Raw genomic sequence first — 18,227 nt, forward strand, 5'->3', positions numbered from 1 at the left:
CTGCTTTCTTAAATAGGGTCAAATTGACCTCGTTAAAACGAGATGAATTATAGAGACTCAGTGAAAGTACGTGCGATAACGTCGCGTTGCTGCTCTGTCGTTAGAGAGTTAAAACGCACAGCGTAGCCTGATACACGGATAGTTAGCTGTGGGTAGTTCTCTGGGTGAGCAACTGCGTCTTCTAGAGTTTCACGACGTAGTACGTTTACGTTTAGGTGTTGACCACCTTCAATGCGTGGAGCCATTTCGATTGCCACTTCACGGCTCTCGTATTCACCTAGCTCGTTGATTGCTACAACTTGGTCAGCTTGGTAGCCAGCAGAAGCCGCAACACAACGTGCTTCGTTTTTCTCACCGTCTAGTAACCAGATTGAGTTTAGTAGGTCGTCGTTAGCTGCTTTAGTAATTTGAATACCTTGGATCATAACTTTCTCCTTTTCCACAATGAGTGGATTTAATGGTGTTATTTTTCAGTTTTTTGTTGAGCTAAGTATTATATAGCTAATATCCATTATAATAATATTGATTTAGGTCAAATTACAACTAAAAACCTTAATTTTCTGAAGGTGATTTTATTGAGTTAAATCAATAAAGCCTTTAAAAACTAAGAATTACAATTTATTTTATAGATTCAAAAATAGTTAAATCGACATTTTGTTGTAAATTTACGACAAAATGGTCGTTTTTGTGGTGATTAATTGGGCTAACTTCTTGTGTTTAGGTTGGCAAACTGAAAGAGAAAAAGTGGTTAAATGACAATGAGTGATAGATCACAAATTAAGTATATTGGTGCGCATGTATCTGCCGCAGGTGGGGTAGACCAAGCGCCAATGAGAGCGCGCGAGATTGGCGCCAATGCATTTGCACTGTTCACCAAAAATCAGCGTCAATGGGCAGCAAAACCGCTGGAAGCAAAAACCATTAGCGCCTTTAAAGCAAACTGCAAAATGCTCGGATTTACCGCTGAGCAAATTCTACCGCACGATTCCTATTTGATTAACTTAGGCGCTCCAGAAGAAGAGAAGCTGGAGAAATCACGCGCTGCGTTTATTGATGAGATGGAACGTTGCCATCAACTGGGTTTGACGTTATTGAACTTTCACCCAGGTAGCCACTTAAACAAAATTTCAGAACAAGAGTGTTTGGCAAAAATTGCACAGTCAATCAACTTGGCGCACCAAGCGGTTCCCGAAGTGATTGCCGTGATTGAGAATACCGCTGGCCAAGGTTCAAATTTGGGCTGGAAGTTTGAACATCTAGCAGAAATCATTGCCCAGGTCGAAGACAAAAGTCGAGTTGGTGTTTGCTTAGATACCTGCCACACCTTTGCTGCAGGTTATGATCTATCGAGTACTGAGGCTTGTGAGGCAACGTTTGCTGAATTTGATCGTGTTGTTGGAATGCACTATTTAAGAGCAATGCACATTAATGACTCTAAATCTGCGTTAGGTAGTCGCGTTGATAGGCATCATGCATTGGGTAAAGGTGAAATAGGCTGGAGCTGTTTTGAGTACATAGCCAAACAGGCAATGTTTGATGGTATGCCTCTGATTTTAGAAACAATTGAGCCTGAAAAGTGGAAAGAGGAAATCAATCAGTTACGTGCTTTTCATCAACAGGTTTTACGTGAAAATGCATAACTGAGTTTGAAGAGAGCTAAGGTGGCACTAATCTTTCAAGAGGAATTATTGTAAAGCTTCCATTGTGAAGCTTAAGTGAGTTTCTCCAATATAGAAGGTGCTGCCATGTTTAAATTACGCTCTAGCCAAGTAAGTTCTTCACGTTCTGTCCGTATGCCAGTGCCTAATCGTCATGTTACAGGGCAGGGGCATTATCGAACACCGCAACGGAGTTAATTCAATCTACCCCCTCAAACTATGGCTTTGTTCCTCTACTGGTTTTTGCGACAATGAATTGAACCAGATATTGGCTATATAGTAGAAGGAACAAAGCATGAACTCGACGCTGACTTGGCAAGATGTAATCGGAAGTGAAGAGCAACAAGAGTATTATCAACAAACGCTCGCTTACGTTGAGCATGAACGTGCCAGCGGTAAAACGATTTTTCCTCCTATTGCCGATGTATTTAATGCCTTTCGTGCCACCGAGTTTCATCAAATTAAAGTGGTGATTCTAGGGCAAGACCCATACCACGGTCCCAATCAAGCTCATGGTTTATGTTTTTCTGTTTTACCTGGTATTAAGACGCCACCCTCTTTAGTGAACATGTACAAAGAGTTGGCGCAAGACATTGCGGGTTTTGAGATCCCCCAACACGGTTATTTACAGCATTGGGCTGAACAAGGGGTATTGTTGCTCAATACGGTATTGACTGTTGAGCAAGGTAAAGCGCATTCCCATGCGAAAACCACGGGCTGGGAAACCTATACCGATAAAGTCATAGAGGCGATCAATCAACATCGCTCTGGTGTCGTCTTTCTGCTTTGGGGTGCGCACGCTCAGAAGAAAGGGCGTTTTATCGACCGTGACAAGCACTATGTGTTAACTGCACCGCATCCATCCCCGCTGTCAGCGCACAGAGGCTTTCTTGGTTGTAAACACTTCTCTCAAGCGAATCAATTACTTGAGAAACAAGGGGTAACTGCAATTGATTGGGCATTAGCTGCAACGATTGAGTAAGCCGATATTACGTCGTATAGATGATCAAGTAGGCAACTCCATTGATTGAAAAGTGTTTAATATTTATTCGTTTTTCTTGAACACACTCCAAGCCTTTCACTCTATTCTTATATACACTTACTTAGAGTGTGTGTTTAAGGAGAGACGCAATGATGATTGAAAGAATCAGGCGTGAGCATGGCTATATGGTCAGGCTGCTTGCTATTTTGGCGGAGAAAGTTGAGCGGTTGAAGCAAGAGCAACCCGTTAATTACAGCTTGATTAAAGAGGTGGTTGACTACTTATCTGAACATTCAGAGAACTCTCATCACCCTAAAGAAGATATCCTTTATCACTATTACCAAGAAAATTATGGTGAGAAAGATGAAATGGAGAACTTGGAGTTCGAACATAAGCTGTTAGGGTGTAAAACACGCTCATTTCAAAATACCGTTGAAATGATTTTGCAAGACGCGGTGGTTCCTCACCAAATATTCATTGAGCAATTGCAAGAGTTCATTAAAGCACAACGTGAACATCTTGAGTTTGAAGAGCGACGCATTCTGCCTATGATATGTGAGCGTTTCACGGTGCAAGATTGGCAGCAAGTTGAGTTATTATTCTCTCATGACGATGACGATCCAGTTTTTGGCGATACGATAGCCGAACGTTATGCTCAGCTCGCGCAGCGTGTGCGTGAAACCGATAATGAGATCACTTAGAACATTGGTTGCTGAAAATAAAAAAGAGGCGTAATCGCCTCTTTTTTCTATAGTTCTAAATCGTCTAAGCTGTCGAGACCAATATCCATATCTCGTAGTTCTTTCTCTAATCGACGTCGGTCATTAATTGCTTCTATTTCGCGCCATTTACGTTTTACCGGTTTTGTTCTTGTTGAGCGCCCTCTGGAGAAATTCATCTCAATCATATCGTCAAAGTTCAAGCCATCCATATGCTACCTCTGTTCTACGCTGTTATCTTCTGTTTAATACCATCGAGATAAAAGCCTATCTATGATTGATTTCTCATTTGTTGCGATCCAATGAATTTTTTATTTTTTTTGTGCTCCAGTTAGCTTTTTATGGGTAACAAAAGAATAAAAAATGACCGTTCAGTAATGTTAATTTCGCTATTGTTGTCTATTTTTGATGTTAACTGGCTGTTTTAAATTGCTTCCCCTCTCAAGCGAATCGCTTTGAACTGAGCATATTATCGAATGTACGCAGCAGATAGGCTTAAGTTAGGCGCAATGTGTCCATAATTGCTAGATCCAACAAGGGATTGCAGTGTGTTTCAAAGTAGGTGCCACCAATATGATGGTAAGGGTGGGTTGTTGTTAATGGTTAATAGCCATGAGACAAATATGTTAATTCACTGTCTTGAATTGTGTTAATCGATGGTGAGTTTATAGTAAAAAATAACATAACAATGCATGTTGATGCATATTGATTTTTACCATGCTTCACTGCATTATCCGCTCCGTCAAAAAATACGTCGATACGTAAAAGGGAAGCACGAAGCGAGTTTTACATGTCTCAGTTGCTAAAAATTAAAACATAACTACTAAGAATTATATTGACACTTAGTACGCAACTAGATGGATGGCAGGGACGCAGGGATTGGCGAAACTCACTTTGAGGATGTTATGACAGATTTAATTAATTTAATGAATGACCTGCTCTGGGGGTCTATTCTTGTTTATCTTTTAGTCGGTGTGGGCGTGTACTTTACAATCCGACTTGGTTTCATTCAGTTCCGTCATTTCGGTCATATGTTTTCTGTTCTTAAGAACAGCCGTAAAGCAGACAAAGCAGGTATATCTTCTTTCCAAGCACTTTGTACCAGTCTTGCTGCACGTGTAGGTACCGGTAACATGGCCGGTGTAGCAGTGGCGCTGACGGCTGGTGGTCCTGGCGCGATTTTCTGGATGTGGCTGATTGCCATGTTGGGTATGGCAACCGCATTCGCAGAAAGCACACTAGCACAGCTATACAAAACAAAAGATGACGATGGCAATTACCGCGGTGGTCCAGCCTACTACATGGAGAAAGGTCTGGGCATGCGTTGGATGGGCGTGCTTTTCTCAATCTTCTTGATTATCGCTTTTGGCCTTGTGTTCAATGCTGTACAGGCGAACTCAATTGCTAACGCAATGCACACTGCGTTTGGGTGGGAAGACAAGTACGTTGGTGCTGCTGTTGTCGTCCTTTCGGCGATCATCATTTTTGGTGGTATTAAGCGTATTGCGCGCGTTGCCGAGTTGATTGTTCCAGTGATGGCGCTGGCTTATTTAGCGCTGGCTCTATTCGTTATGTTCTCAAACATTGAGAAACTACCAGCAATCCTTACGCTGATCGTTAAGAGCGCATTTGGCTTCCAAGAAGCAGCAGCCGGTGGTTTGGGTTATGCAATTGCCCAAGCGATGATTAATGGTATCAAGCGCGGTCTGTTCTCGAACGAGGCCGGTATGGGTTCTGCGCCAAACGCCGCGGCATCAGCTACACCTTATCCGCCACACCCTGCATCGCAAGGTTACGTGCAAATGCTAGGTGTATTTATGGATACCATCGTTATCTGTTCAGCAACAGTGGCGATTATTCTAATGTCAGGTGAGTTTGTACCTGGTGGCGAGCTAACCGGTATTGAGCTAACTCAAGCGGCTTTAAGCTCTCAAGTTGGTGAGTGGGGCAGTATTTTTGTCGCTGTAGCAATCTTCTTCTTTGCTTTTACTTCGATTATTGCCAACTACTCATACGCTGAAACGAACTTGTTGTTCCTTGAACATAACCACAAAGCGGGCTTAGGCATTTTCCGCATCGTCGTTTTAGGTATGGTTATGTTTGGTGCTCTAGCGTCATTACCTGTTGTTTGGTCTTTGGCTGATGTATCAATGGGTATGATGGCGATTGTCAACTTAGTCGCAATTATTTTGCTGTCAGGTACAGTGATCAAACTTGCAAACGACTACAACCGTCAGTTGAAAGAAGGTAAGTTGCCAACGTTTGATGCCAATGACTACCCTGAACTGAAATCTCAGTTAGAAGATGGTATTTGGTACAACAGTAAGAAGACGGAAGAGTAACGTCATCGTTTACAGCTATTGAACTAATCAATCAAGCCATGCAGACAATGCATGGCTTTTTTTGTACTCTATTAAAAAATCTATAAGGATAGAGTAAAGTCATGCTGATCGTTGTTTCTCCTGCAAAGACTCTAGATTACGAGTCGCCTCTTACCACTGAAAAGCACACTCAACCAGAGCTGATTGAGTACTCAAAACAGTTGATCGACGTTTGCCGCAAGTTGACGCCTGCAGATATTGCAAGTTTGATGAAGGTGAGCGATAAAATCGCTGATTTGAACGCAGGGCGCTTTCAAGAGTGGAGTGAAACCTTTACTCAAGAAAACGCTCGCCAAGCTATTCTCGCCTTTAAGGGCGATGTATACACGGGTTTAGAGGCGGAAACGCTAACGGATGAGGATTTGGCGTACGCGCAACAACATTTGCGCATGTTGTCAGGTTTGTACGGCTTGCTAAAACCGCTCGATTTGATGCAGCCATATCGCTTAGAAATGGGCACTAAGCTTGCGAATGATAAAGGCAGCAACCTTTACCAATTTTGGGGCAATGTGATCACCGATAAATTGAATCAAGCCATTGCAGAGCAAGGCGACAATGTATTGATCAACTTAGCATCCAATGAGTATTTCAAAGCAGTCAAACCCAAAGCACTCGACGCTCAGGTCATCACTCCGATCTTTAAAGATTGTAAGAACGGTCAATATAAGGTGATCAGTTTTTATGCGAAAAAAGCACGCGGTATGATGGCGCGCTATATTATTGAAAAACGCATTAGTAGTGTGGCCGATTTGACGCAGTTTGATATGGCGGGTTACTACTTTGTCGAAGAGGAATCATCACCAACTGAGTTGATGTTCAAACGCGAAGAGCAGTAAGTAGCAGAACAATGTAAGAGTTGCTCAAGTCGCCTCGCTGACTTGAGGGCTCGATTTTCGAGGGATGGCGTATGTGGGCATGGATTAAAGCGTTGGTCGCTAAGTACGATGCATGGTGTCAATCCATGGGGCTGACACCGGAGCAAAAGCGCAGCTGTGTAGCTTATCGCTCTGATCCAGAAAACAAAGACCAACCGGTGAAAGAAGAAAGGGAGTGAATTATCACTCCCTTTTGCTTTTTATTCGCGTTCTTTACTGTAAGGGACACCGATAGCTTTCGGTGCAACGGCTTTGCCAATAAAGCCAGCCAGTAGGAAGACAGTCAGGATGTAAGGGACCGCTTCAATCGCTTGAACTGGAATTGGGAAGTCGCCAATCGTCACCCCTTGCATGCGAATTGCTAGCGCATCAAGGAAACCAAACAGTAAACATGCCCACATTGCGGTGAATGGACGCCACTTACCAAAAATAAGTGCCGCCAATGCCATGTAGCCTTTACCTGCACTCATGTTTGGAATGAACTGTGCAGTTTGTGCGACAGACAAGTAAACCCCACCAATACCGACTAATACACCACAAATGATCACGGCTGAGTAACGTACTTTGGCAACCGAAATACCCGCAGTATCGACGGCTGAAGGGGATTCACCAACGGCGCGTAAACGCAAGCCGAAGCGCGTCTTAAACAGTAAATACCAAGTTGCCGGTACGATTACCACGAGCATGTAAATCAAAATTGAGTGACCGCTGATCAGTTCCGAGTAAAGCAGACCAATCACAGGGACATCGCTCAGCGCTTCTGCTCCTGGAAGGTTGATTGGGGCAAAACGTGCATCACCGGATAGCGCAGGTGTTTGTCCGCCTTGATGGAACCAGTGGCGCCCTAAGGTAACGGTTAATCCAGCGGCAAGAATATTGATCGCCATACCACTGACCACTTGATCTCCGCGGTGAGTGATAGCAGCAAAACCATGCAGCAATGAAAGCAGTACTGAAATACCAATACCAGCGAAGAGACCAAGCCAAGCTGAGCCTGTCACATGCGCCATAGCCGCACCTGTGAATGCCGAGGCAAGCAGCTTACCCTCTAGGGCGATGTTGACAATACCAGCACGCTCACAGAACATGCCAGCTAAGGCCGCAAGGATCAATGGTGTCGCAACACGTAGCGTTGCATCCAGCATTAAGATTATCGTTTCAAACATGCTCAGACTCCTTGCTCAGCTGGTTGTTGTGGCTTTTTAGCAGCAAGCTTGAGGTATGCGCGTTCTAGATGAGGTCGGAACATATGTTCTAATGCACCAGAGAATAGAATAACCAGTCCTTGCAAAACAACGACGATATTACGGTCAACACCGTATTCAAAGCTCAGTTCAGCGCCACCTTGGTATAAGAAACCAAACAGTAGACTGGCGAGTAGTACGCCAATTGGGTGATTACGCCCCATAAGCGCCACGGCAATACCGGTAAAGCCGAAGCCTTCAACAAAGTTGAGTTTGATTTGGTGTAGCTCACCTTGCAGTACGTTTAAGCCAAAGAAGCCCGCTAGCATGCCTGATATCAACATGGTGAGAACGATTACTTTGACGTATTTGATACCCGCATAGCCGGCAGCCGTTGGGTTTGCACCCACAGAACGGATTTCATAACCCCAGCGTGAATTCCACATGAGTAACCAGACAAACACACAGCAAAGTAGGGCGAAAACAAAGCTCAAATTGAGTGGGCTAGGCGCGCTTTCAATACCAAATATCGCGAGGATTTCGTGCATCTTTGGTAGCCAGCTGCTGACCGCAAATACGCGGCTTTCAGTTGCCATGGTGTTATCAGGTTTAAGGATATCAACCAGAAGGTAAGCCATTAGCGAAGACGCAATGAAGTTAAACATAATGGTGGTGATTACGATATGTGAACCACGTTTCGCTTGTAAGTAAGCAGGGATAAACGCCCATGCCGCACCAAAAGCACCACCAACAACAATGGCGACAGGAAAGGCGATCCACCAAGGAACGTATTCCCCAAGTGTTAAACAGACAAGACCAACACCTAGACCACCAATATACGCTTGACCTTCACCACCGATATTAAACAGACCAGCGTGGAAGGCGACTGCTACGGCAAGCCCCGTAAAGACAAAACCTGTGGCGTAATACAAGGTGTAGCCAAGACCTTCAGCATAACCAAATGCTCCGGTCCACATCACTTTTGCTGCATCAACAGGGTTGATGTCAATGTAGATAAACAGTAGTGCTGAAACAAGAAACGCAACCAATACGTTGATTGCAGGCAGCAGCGCCATGGTTACCCAAGCGGGTACTTTCGCTTGACTCATTATTGCGCTCCTTGCGTATCAGGTTGTTTAAGGTGATCAGGGAGAATGTTTGCCATCATCAAGCCTAAGGTTTTCTCATCCGCTTGCGCTGCGGGAACTTCGCCAACAATGATGCCGTCAAACATCACCAAAATACGGTCAGCAAGCGCTAAGATCTCATCCAGTTCAACAGAGACAAGCAATACCGCTTTGTCTGCATCTCGGGCACAGATGATTTGCTGGTGGATATATTCAATTGCACCGATATCGACACCTCGGGTCGGTTGACCAACAAGCAGTACATCTGGGTCCTGTTCCATTTCGCGGGCGATGACCAGTTTTTGCTGGTTACCACCGGAGAAGTTCGCGGTTTTCAATGATGGGTCGTTAGGGCGTACATCCCACTTATCCATACTGGATTGGCAAGCTTCTTCAATCGCTTTTTTGTTCTGCAAGAAACCTTGGTTGTATTGGCTAAGATGTTGATGACCTAGAATGAAGGCCTCTTTCGCAGAGAATTTATTCACCAAACCTTGTTTGTGGCGATCTTCTGGAATATGGCTTACGCCGATAGCTCGTATTTGCTGCGGATCGAGTGGCGACTGTGGTGAAATTTCGCGACCATTAAGTTCGATAGAACCTGAGCTTGGTGCAATAATGCCAGACAGTAGGCTAAGAATTTCAGATTGTCCATTGCCGGAAACGCCAGCAATGCCGACAACTTCACCTTGGCGAACAGAGAAGTTCACCTTCTTAATACGCTCTACACCGGATTGGTCGAAGTACTGTAGATCTTTAACTGTGATGAGTTCTTTCTTTGGTTGTGCCGGTTGTTTGTCGACTTTGAGTCGAACTTTACGTCCAACCATTAATTCAGCCAGTTGTTCTTTGTCAGTTTCTGCGGTTACAACATGAGAAACCATTGCACCTTGGCGCATCACGGAGATATTGTCAGTAATAGCCAATACTTCACGTAGCTTGTGGGTGATGATCATCACCGTAGTGCCTTGCTCTCTTAATTTATCGAGAATTCGGAATAAGTGATCAGCTTCCTGTGGGGTAAGCACACCGGTCGGCTCATCTAAGATCAGAATCTTAGCGCCGCGATAGAGTGCTTTTAGTATTTCAACACGCTGCTGTAAACCAACAGGTAGACGTCCAACGGGGGTATCTAAGGGAACATCAAGCCCATAATCTTTAGCGAGCTCCTCGAGCTTTTGACGCGCTTTTGATAGCGTATCATCAAGCTTCCAACCTTCTTCTGCGCCAAGAATGATATTTTCAAGGACAGTAAAAGTTTCAACCAACATAAAGTGTTGGTGAACCATACCGATTCCAGAGCGAATTGCATCTTGAGAATTATTGGGTTTATAAGGTGCGCCGTTGACCGTCATCGTGCCTGAGTCTGCATGATAGAAGCCGTAAATAATACTCATTAGAGTTGATTTACCTGCCCCATTTTCACCGATAATGCCGTGAATTGTGCCTGTCGGGACTTTCAAATCGATGTTGCGGTTGGCATGAACCGAGCCAAATCGTTTATCGATACTGTTTAGTTCTATCGCAATAGTTTGTGTCACAGGATAAAGCCTTTTTAGATAACAGTACGCCGCTACTACAGCAGCAGCGGCGTTTATCGTGTTGCAATGTAACCAGCACTTAAACAGTGCTGGTTTTGTGCGTCACAGATAGGTTTAGATGTCACATGAGTTGTTAGACATGTAATCATGTACAGCAACTTTACCGCTTACGATGTCTGCTTGGATTTTTTCCAAGTAAGCGCGGTCTTCAGCTGAAACAAGATCTTTGTTGTACTCATCGTAAGCCCATTCAACAGCGCCTTCTTTCAGACCTAGAACTTTGATACCAGCACTCCAAGAGCCTTTTTCTGCTTGATCCCATGAGTTGTAAGCTGCAACACCTACCTTTTTAACCATTGAAGTCAGCATTGTGCCAGGTTGTAGGTGGTTTTGGTTTGCATCAACACCAATGGCAAATTTGCCCGCATCTTTCGCTGCTTGGTATACACCCATACCTGTACCGCCAGCGGCTGCGTAGATTACGTCAACACCTTTAGAGAATTGAGATTTTGCTAGCTCAGAACCTTTTGCTGGGTCAGCAAATGCAGCTGGTGTTGAACCTGTCATGTTTAGGAAAGTCTCAACATTTGGGTTTGCATACTTAGCACCTTGACGGTAACCACATTCAAATTTACGGATAAGAGGAATATCCATACCGCCAACGAAACCGACTTTACCATTGGCAGACGCTTTTGCTGCTAGTGCACCTACAAGGAAAGAACCTTCGTGCTCTTTGAATACGATTGACTGTACGTTTGGCTTATCTACTACAGAGTCGATAATAGTAAATTGAATGTCTGGGTATTCTGTTGCCACTTTCTCTACCGCAGAAGACATGTTGAAGCCAACTGCTACGATAGGAGAGAAGCCACGGCTTGCTAGGCGACGTAGACCTTGCTCGCGCTGCGCTTCGTTTTGAGGTTCAAATTCGCGTACAGTAACACCCTTGTCCGCATTGAATTTCTTCACGCCATTTTGGTAAACCGCTTCGTTGAATGATTTATCAAACTTGCCCGCGGTGTCGTAGACTACAGCTGGCTTCGCGGCGAAAACACTGAATGACGACATGGCAAGAGCCAGAGTAGAGAGTTTCAAAATTTGGTTTTTCACTATCAAATCCTTAGTAGTGCAAAATGCGACATGAAAGTAGCGGCTCTGTTTTCACTTTTTATTAACATTTGTGAGAATCAATGTTTCGCTACGTAGAGTAAATAAGGTCAGACTTTTGTCTGCAGGATTGGCGGTAGCTATATTTGCACCGTCTATCAATCGAGCATTTTATCGTTTGCTTGATTTTTTTAACACCACTCTCTTGTGTGAAAATGTGAGCTAGATCAAGGGAAAACGTTACCGTGGGTAATGCCATGATCATAATTGTGATGTACGCATTTGTTATGAGTGGGTGGTGGTATTGTTATAGAGGTAAAAGTGCTTATGTGCTTGTTTGATACGCATTGTCATTTGGACTTGATGGTGCAAAAAGGCATTGGAATTGATACGGCTTTGCAGCAAGCGCGTAAAGCGGGTGTTGAGCGAATAATCGTACCTGGAGTCGATGCGAATAACTGGAATCTTATTCAGCAATATGCGCATGAGCACCCGATGGTGGAGTGGGCTATGGGGATTCATCCATGGTTTGTCTCTGCTGAGAGCCGTGACCAGCTTGAGTTGATGAAAATAAGGTTAGATCAAGGTGAAGATTGCATTGCGATTGGTGAATGTGGGCTCGATTTTTATCACGGAAAAGATGAGCAGAGGCTGCAAATAGAAGTATTGACTGAGCAACTAAAGTTAGCCCAGCGCTATGAGTTGCCTGTTCTGTTTCACGTACGAAAAGCGCACCAAGAATTGTTGCAGTTATTAAAGCAATACCCTTTACCAAAAGGAGGGGTATTACATGGTTTTACGGGTAGTTATGAACTAGGGATGCAATATATTAAACAAGGTTTATATATTGGGGTAGGGGGCTCCATCACTTACGAACGAGCGAGAAAAACTCGAGATGCCGTTGCTCGATTACCACTTGATAAGCTCATTTTGGAAACGGACTCACCAGATATGCCACTTTATGGTTATCAAGGAGAGCCGAATCAACCCAAGTTCGTAAAAAATGTTCTATCTTCTTTTATATTGCTGCGAAACGAACCGGAGCAAACGATTACCCTAATGATAGAAAAATCATCAAAATTATTGTTTAAATTATGAGGTTGAAAAGTGCTATTTTTGTTAACTTCGCCATTTAATCGGTTGCGTTTTGTGATTAATGTCTCATTAGTAAATGTACAAGATGTGTTGCTTAGTAAAAAGTGCGAGTTGGGTACTATTTTAAATTGGTTCGATAAGTATAATCCACAGCGCTTTTGAGCTCCATTTTGTAACACGCCAACAAATAATATAAGGAAGTCATAAACTATGAGCCTGTTTATGAGCCTAGTCGGTATGGTAGTGCTTCTTGCTATTGCATTTGCATTCTCAAATAACCGTAAAGCTATCAACTTTAGAACTGTGGGTGGCGCATTCGCTATCCAATTTGCACTTGGTGCATTTGTTCTTTACGTGCCTTGGGGTCGTGACCTGTTAAACGGTTTCTCTCAAGGTGTATCTAACGTTATCAACTACGGTAACGATGGTATCTCTTTCCTATTCGGTGGTCTTGTTTCTGACAAGATGTTCGAAGTATTTGGCGGCGGCGGCTTTATCTTCGCATTCCGTGTACTTCCAACACTGATTTTCTTCTCTGCGCTAATTTCAGTTCTTTACTACATCGGCGCCATGCAATGGGTTATTAGAATCCTTGGTGGTGGTCTACAAAAAGCACTGGGTACCTCTCGCGCCGAGTCTATGTCTGCAGCAGCTAACATTTTCGTTGGTCAAACTGAAGCGCCTCTAGTGGTTCGTCCGTTTGTTCCAAAGATGACACAGTCTGAGCTATTTGCAGTAATGTGTGGTGGTTTGGCATCAGTAGCTGGTGGTGTACTAGCGGGTTACGCATCTATGGGTGTACCTCTAGAGTACCTAGTTGCCGCATCATTCATGGCAGCACCGGGTGGTCTACTATTCGCTAAAATTCTTCACCCTGAAACTGACACGCCTCACGAAGATTTCGAAGAGGCAATGGACGGTGGTGACGACAAACCTGCAAACGTTATTGACGCAGCAGCAGGTGGTGCAGCATCTGGTCTACAACTAGCACTGAACGTAGGTGCAATGCTAATCGCATTCGTAGGTCTAATTGCTCTAGTGAACGGTATGCTAGGTGGTATTGGTGATTGGTTCGGTATGCCAGAACTAACACTACAGCTAATTCTTGGTTACCTATTCTCACCACTGGCATTCCTAATCGGTGTTCCATGGGATGAAGCTATCGTGGCTGGTTCATTTATCGGTCAAAAACTGGTAATCAATGAATTCGTAGCGTACCTAAACTTCACGCCATACATTGGTGAGAATGCGCAAATCATTGAAGCGACTGGTCTAGTGATGTCTGAGAAGACAACTGCGATCATCTCATTTGCACTATGTGGTTTCGCAAACCTATCTTCAATTGCGATTCTACTAGGTGGTCTAGGTAGCTTGGCTCCAAACCGCCGTCATGATATCGCTCGCATGGGTATCAAAGCTGTTCTTGCTGGTACGTTGTCTAACCTTATGGCAGCGACAATTGCAGGCTTCTGTTTAAGCCTTGCGGCATTTTAAATAGATTCGGCTTTTAATTTATAGACGCCAATTGAATATATGCCCTGTAGCACTAGTTTGCTGCGGGGCATTTTTTGTTTTTGCCAGCCCTTAACTGTTAGCGCATTGCGTACAGTAGATACTAAAGAGGCTGAGCAAGATGTTTTTTGAGATACAAACCGTTTGCGCTCTATTTGCAACTACAGTTTTGAGGGGTTTCTTTATAAGGTAATAACCATAGATAGACTTTGGATTAAATTGCGTGCAACTTCGCGATTAATTCTCACTATTGGGTAAATGAATTACCTGACTCAGCATATTGAACATGCCTCGCGCTGTTTTCTATGCTATTAAAGACACCGCAATCATAGATTGTTGTGCCATAGGCCAAACTGGTACTGTGCGGTGACAAGGAAAGCAATTGGGGCAAATTCGCTGTTTGCCACCGAGTCTTCAAGGAACCAAGTCCGTTCATTAATAACTGTCTTCTTTGCCTATAATCAGAGAGCAAGAGAAGCAGTCACATTTTTGAATATTGATCGGAGATAGAAATGAGCGATTTAAAAGCAGCAGCGTTACGTGCACTTCAACTGATGGACCTAACGACGTTAAATGACGACGATACAGATGCGAAAGTAATTTCACTTTGTCATGATGCGAAAACAGCAGTAGGCAACACGGCTGCAATCTGTATTTACCCTCGCTTTATTCCTATTGCTAAGAAGACACTTCGCGAGCAAGGTACACCTGAAGTACGTATTGCAACGGTAACAAACTTCCCTCACGGTAACGATGATATCGATATCGCAGTAGCGGAAACAAAAGCTGCTGTTGCATACGGTGCAGACGAAGTAGACGTAGTATTCCCATATCGTGCGCTTATCGCAGGCGATGAGAACGTTGGTCTTGAGCTAGTTAAGCAATGTAAAGCAGCGTGTAGCGAAGGCGTACTACTAAAAGTAATCATCGAAACTGGTGAACTTAAAGAAGAAGCGCTAATCAAGAAAGCATCGCAAATCTGTATTGAAGCGGGTGCAGACTTCATTAAAACTTCTACGGGTAAAGTGCCAGTAAACGCAACACCTGAATACGCACGTATGATGCTTGAAGTTATTCGTGACATGGGCGTTGCAGAAACGGTTGGTTTCAAACCAGCTGGTGGTGTACGTACCGCTGAAGATGCAGCAGCTTACTTAGCAATGGCGGATGATATTCTTGGTGATAACTGGGTTGACGCTCGTCATTACCGTTTTGGTGCATCAAGCCTACTAACTAGCCTTCTGAATACATTAGAAGTAACAGACGAGAAAGCTGACCCAACAGCATATTAATATCTTCACCATACGTGAAGATGGCGTGAAAATTCTGTCTGTTTGATGAAGTGGTGCTAGCCACCACTTCAATCTCTACCTCTTTACCCTACAACCTTACTCTTTAGAGTATGGGAGGATCTAATGTATTTACCTCAAGAGATCATTCGTAAAAAGCGTGATGGCGAAGAGCTTACCGCTGACGAAATTAACTTTTTTATTCAAGGCGTTGCCAACAACACTGTCTCAGAAGGTCAGATCGCGGCGTTTGCGATGACTATTTTCTTCAATGAAATGTCGATGCCAGAGCGTATTGCCTTAACGTGTGCAATGCGTGATTCAGGCATGGTGATTGATTGGAGCCATATGAATTTTGCTGGTCCAATCGTTGATAAGCATTCGACAGGCGGCGTGGGTGATGTGACATCACTAATGCTCGGTCCTATGGTTGCGGCGTGCGGTGGCTTTGTACCAATGATTTCTGGTCGAGGTCTTGGACATACTGGTGGTACGCTAGACAAACTGGAATCGATTCCAGGCTACAATATTACCCCAACCAATGAAGTGTTTGGTCAAGTGACCAAAGATGCTGGTGTGGCGATTATCGGTCAAACGGGTGACTTAGCGCCAGCGGATAAACGTGTTTATGCAACGCGTGATATCACAGCTACAGTCGACAACATCTCACTGATCACGGCTTCTATTTTATCTAAGAAATTGGCAGCAGGTCTTGAGTCATTAGTGATGGACGTAAAAGTAGGCTCTGGCGCATTTATGCCAACTTATGAAGCGTCTGAAGAGCTAGCAAAATCGATAGTAGCTGTTGCCAATGGCGCAGGTACTAAGACCACGGCAATTCTAACTGACATGAACCAAGTATTGGCTTCATCTGCAGGTAATGCCGTTGAAGTACGTGAAGCGGTTCGCTTCCTGACAGGTGAATACCGTAACCCTCGTTTACTTGAAGTGACGCTAGCATCTTGTGCTGAAATGCTGGTACTTGGCAAGTTAGCCAAAGACACTGACGAAGCAAACGCGAAGTTAATGGAAGTGCTTGATAATGGCAAAGCTGCTGAGTGTTTCGGCAAAATGGTTGCCGGTCTGGGTGGCCCTGCGGATTTCATTGCAAACTACGACAACTATTTAGAAACAGCACCAATCGTTAAACCGGTTTTTGCCGAGCAAAGTGGCTTGGTTTCAGCGATGGATACTCGTGCTATTGGCATGGCGGTGGTTTCTATGGGTGGCGGTCGCCGAGTAGCGACAGATGCAATTGACTATGCAGTAGGTTTTGATGGCTTTATCCGCTTAGGCGAGGTAGCCGATGAGAACAAGCCACTAGCCGTTATCCACGCTCGTAGTGAAGAGCAATGGCAAGAAGCCGCAACAGCGCTGCGTAAAGCGATTATCATTGGTGGCGATTACACGCCAACACCAAATGTATACTGCCAAATTCGCGCCGAAGACGTTTAATTTTAATACGACCTGCTTAACGTAATAATAACAGCCAAGTGGGTCTGAGGTATGAGTAATGAAAAGAGCATTTATTTTAGTCCTAGACTCATTTGGTATTGGCGAAACCGCTGATGCTGATAAATTTGGTGATGTAGGTTCGGACACACTCGGTCATATTGCAGATCAGTGTGACAAAGGCTTAGCGGATAACGATAAGCGCAGTGGTCCACTTACGCTACCAAACCTATCGAAACTGGGTTTGGCAATGGCACACAAAGAGTCAACAGGTCGCTTTGCTCCGGGTTTGGATGCTGACGCTGAAATCATTGGTGCTTACGGTCACGCCGCTGAGCTATCTTCAGGTAAAGACACTCCGTCTGGTCACTGGGAAATCGCCGGTGTGCCAGTATTGTTTGATTGGGGTTACTTTACCGATAAAACCAATAGTTTCCCTAAAGAGCTGACAGACCGCATTTTAGCGCGTGCTGGCTTAGAAGATTACCTAGGTAACTGTCACGCTTCGGGTACGCAAGTGTTGGATGATTTAGGCGAAGAGCATATGAGAACGGGTTTGCCGATTTTCTATACCTCTGCTGACTCAGTATTCCAAATTGCATGCCATGAAGAGACCTTTGGTCTCGATCGTTTGCTAGAACTTTGTCAAATCGCACGTGAAGAATTGGCTGACTACAACATTGGTCGAGTGATTGCGCGTCCATTTATTGGTCCGGGTAAAGGTCAGTTTGAACGTACAGGTAATCGCCGCGATCTTTCGGTTGAACCACCGGCAACGACTGTGTTGCAAAAGCTTGCTGAAGAGAAGCAAGGTGAAGTGGTCTCTATTGGTAAGATTGCCGATATTTATGCCAACTGTGGTATCACTAAGAAAGTGAAAGCAACGGGAATCCCTGCACTGTTTGAAGCAACGTTAGAGCAAATTCAAGCCGCTGGTGATAACACCATCGTCTTCACTAACTTCGTTGATTTTGACTCAGCTTACGGACACCGTCGTGACGTCGCTGGCTACGCTGCAGCTTTAGAATACTTCGATGGTCGCATCAACGAAGTACTAGAATTAATGCAAGAAGATGACATTTTGATCTTAACGGCAGACCATGGTTGTGACCCAACATGGCCAGGTACGGATCATACTCGTGAACATATCCCTGTGTTGGTTTATGGGCAAAAGATCCCTGCTGGTTCATTAGGCTTGCGTGAATCGTTTGCTGATATTGGTCAGACGTTAGCAGGATATTTTGCTACATCTCCAATGGATTACGGTAAGAGCTTCTTGTAAATTACTTAATGGCGTTGCGGATA

At 44.3% G+C, this 18,227-nt stretch carries 17 protein-coding genes; 11 read left to right on the top strand and 6 right to left on the bottom strand.

The window, feature by feature from the left end; genetic code table 11:
* Nucleotides 1–47 precede the first annotated feature (47 nt).
* Nucleotides 48–425 (bottom strand): autonomous glycyl radical cofactor GrcA, encoded by a 378-nt coding sequence (grcA, locus tag H2O73_RS07980; protein ID WP_182108316.1) that lies wholly within the window; start codon nucleotides 423–425, stop codon nucleotides 48–50.
* Between the two features lie 333 nt (nucleotides 426–758).
* Here grcA and nfo point away from each other — a divergent pair, with 333 nt between their 5' ends.
* From nfo to H2O73_RS07995, 3 genes are all read left to right on the top strand, one after another.
* Entirely contained in the window at nucleotides 759–1,640 is an 882-nt protein-coding gene (gene nfo, locus H2O73_RS07985; protein WP_438696042.1) for a deoxyribonuclease IV, read from the top strand.
* Nucleotides 1,641–1,953: 313 nt separating this feature from the next.
* On the top strand, nucleotides 1,954–2,640 hold the full coding sequence (ung, locus tag H2O73_RS07990) for a uracil-DNA glycosylase (RefSeq protein WP_182108318.1): 687 nt from the start codon (nucleotides 1,954–1,956) through the stop codon (nucleotides 2,638–2,640).
* Nucleotides 2,641–2,789: 149 nt separating this feature from the next.
* Nucleotides 2,790–3,341: a hemerythrin domain-containing protein gene (locus H2O73_RS07995; RefSeq protein ID WP_182108319.1), complete on the top strand. Its 552-nt coding sequence runs from the start codon at nucleotides 2,790–2,792 to the stop codon at nucleotides 3,339–3,341.
* Nucleotides 3,342–3,388: 47 nt separating this feature from the next.
* On the opposite strand, the gene H2O73_RS08000 is transcribed toward H2O73_RS07995, so the two are convergent.
* A complete protein-coding gene (locus tag H2O73_RS08000; RefSeq protein ID WP_182108320.1) occupies nucleotides 3,389–3,571 on the bottom strand; it encodes a DUF3545 family protein in 183 nt (60 codons plus the stop codon).
* A gap of 693 nt (nucleotides 3,572–4,264) precedes the next feature.
* On the opposite strand from H2O73_RS08000, the gene H2O73_RS08005 reads away from it, so the two are divergent.
* The 3 genes from H2O73_RS08005 (at nucleotide 4,265) to H2O73_RS08015 (ending at nucleotide 6,794) form a co-directional block, all read left to right on the top strand.
* Entirely contained in the window at nucleotides 4,265–5,701 is a 1,437-nt protein-coding gene (locus tag H2O73_RS08005; protein ID WP_182108321.1) for an alanine/glycine:cation symporter family protein, read from the top strand.
* A gap of 101 nt (nucleotides 5,702–5,802) precedes the next feature.
* Nucleotides 5,803–6,576 carry a peroxide stress protein YaaA gene (gene yaaA, locus H2O73_RS08010; protein WP_182108322.1) on the top strand — a complete coding sequence of 258 codons (774 nt, stop codon included), beginning with the start codon at nucleotides 5,803–5,805 and terminating at the stop codon, nucleotides 6,574–6,576.
* A 71-nt stretch (nucleotides 6,577–6,647) separates the two neighbouring features.
* Nucleotides 6,648–6,794, top strand: a complete 147-nt coding sequence (locus H2O73_RS08015; RefSeq protein ID WP_182108323.1) for a DUF5363 family protein — start codon at nucleotides 6,648–6,650, stop codon at nucleotides 6,792–6,794.
* Nucleotides 6,795–6,815: 21 nt separating this feature from the next.
* Here H2O73_RS08015 and H2O73_RS08020 read toward each other — a convergent pair whose 3' ends face one another.
* From H2O73_RS08020 to H2O73_RS08035, 4 genes are all read right to left on the bottom strand, one after another.
* Nucleotides 6,816–7,781 (bottom strand): ABC transporter permease, encoded by a 966-nt coding sequence (locus H2O73_RS08020; RefSeq protein WP_182108324.1) that lies wholly within the window; start codon nucleotides 7,779–7,781, stop codon nucleotides 6,816–6,818.
* Between the two features lie 2 nt (nucleotides 7,782–7,783).
* Entirely contained in the window at nucleotides 7,784–8,908 is a 1,125-nt protein-coding gene (locus H2O73_RS08025) for an ABC transporter permease (protein WP_182108325.1), read from the bottom strand.
* Nucleotides 8,908–10,467 (bottom strand): ABC transporter ATP-binding protein, encoded by a 1,560-nt coding sequence (locus H2O73_RS08030; protein WP_182108326.1) that lies wholly within the window; start codon nucleotides 10,465–10,467, stop codon nucleotides 8,908–8,910. The genes H2O73_RS08025 and H2O73_RS08030 overlap by 1 nt, the downstream gene beginning before the upstream one ends.
* 114 nt (nucleotides 10,468–10,581) lie before the next feature.
* Nucleotides 10,582–11,577, bottom strand: coding sequence for a BMP family lipoprotein (locus H2O73_RS08035; RefSeq protein ID WP_368737154.1), 996 nt, complete (start codon nucleotides 11,575–11,577; stop codon nucleotides 10,582–10,584).
* A 324-nt stretch (nucleotides 11,578–11,901) separates the two neighbouring features.
* Here H2O73_RS08035 and H2O73_RS08040 point away from each other — a divergent pair, with 324 nt between their 5' ends.
* The 5 genes from H2O73_RS08040 to H2O73_RS08060 all read left to right on the top strand — a co-directional run bounded on the left by H2O73_RS08040 (nucleotide 11,902) and on the right by H2O73_RS08060 (nucleotide 18,204).
* Nucleotides 11,902–12,672, top strand: a complete 771-nt coding sequence (locus tag H2O73_RS08040) for a TatD family hydrolase (protein ID WP_182108327.1) — start codon at nucleotides 11,902–11,904, stop codon at nucleotides 12,670–12,672.
* A 207-nt stretch (nucleotides 12,673–12,879) separates the two neighbouring features.
* A complete protein-coding gene (locus tag H2O73_RS08045; RefSeq protein ID WP_182108328.1) occupies nucleotides 12,880–14,163 on the top strand; it encodes a NupC/NupG family nucleoside CNT transporter in 1,284 nt (427 codons plus the stop codon).
* Nucleotides 14,164–14,693: 530 nt separating this feature from the next.
* Nucleotides 14,694–15,473 (top strand): deoxyribose-phosphate aldolase, encoded by a 780-nt coding sequence (gene deoC / locus H2O73_RS08050; protein WP_182108329.1) that lies wholly within the window; start codon nucleotides 14,694–14,696, stop codon nucleotides 15,471–15,473.
* Between the two features lie 123 nt (nucleotides 15,474–15,596).
* Nucleotides 15,597–16,925: a thymidine phosphorylase gene (gene deoA, locus H2O73_RS08055; RefSeq protein WP_182108330.1), complete on the top strand. Its 1,329-nt coding sequence runs from the start codon at nucleotides 15,597–15,599 to the stop codon at nucleotides 16,923–16,925.
* A gap of 58 nt (nucleotides 16,926–16,983) precedes the next feature.
* A complete protein-coding gene (locus tag H2O73_RS08060) occupies nucleotides 16,984–18,204 on the top strand; it encodes a phosphopentomutase (RefSeq protein WP_182108331.1) in 1,221 nt (406 codons plus the stop codon).
* Nucleotides 18,205–18,227 lie beyond the last annotated feature (23 nt).

The organism is Vibrio marinisediminis, assembly GCF_014050145.1.
GTDB classification, from domain to species: Bacteria; Pseudomonadota; Gammaproteobacteria; order Enterobacterales; family Vibrionaceae; genus Vibrio; species Vibrio marinisediminis.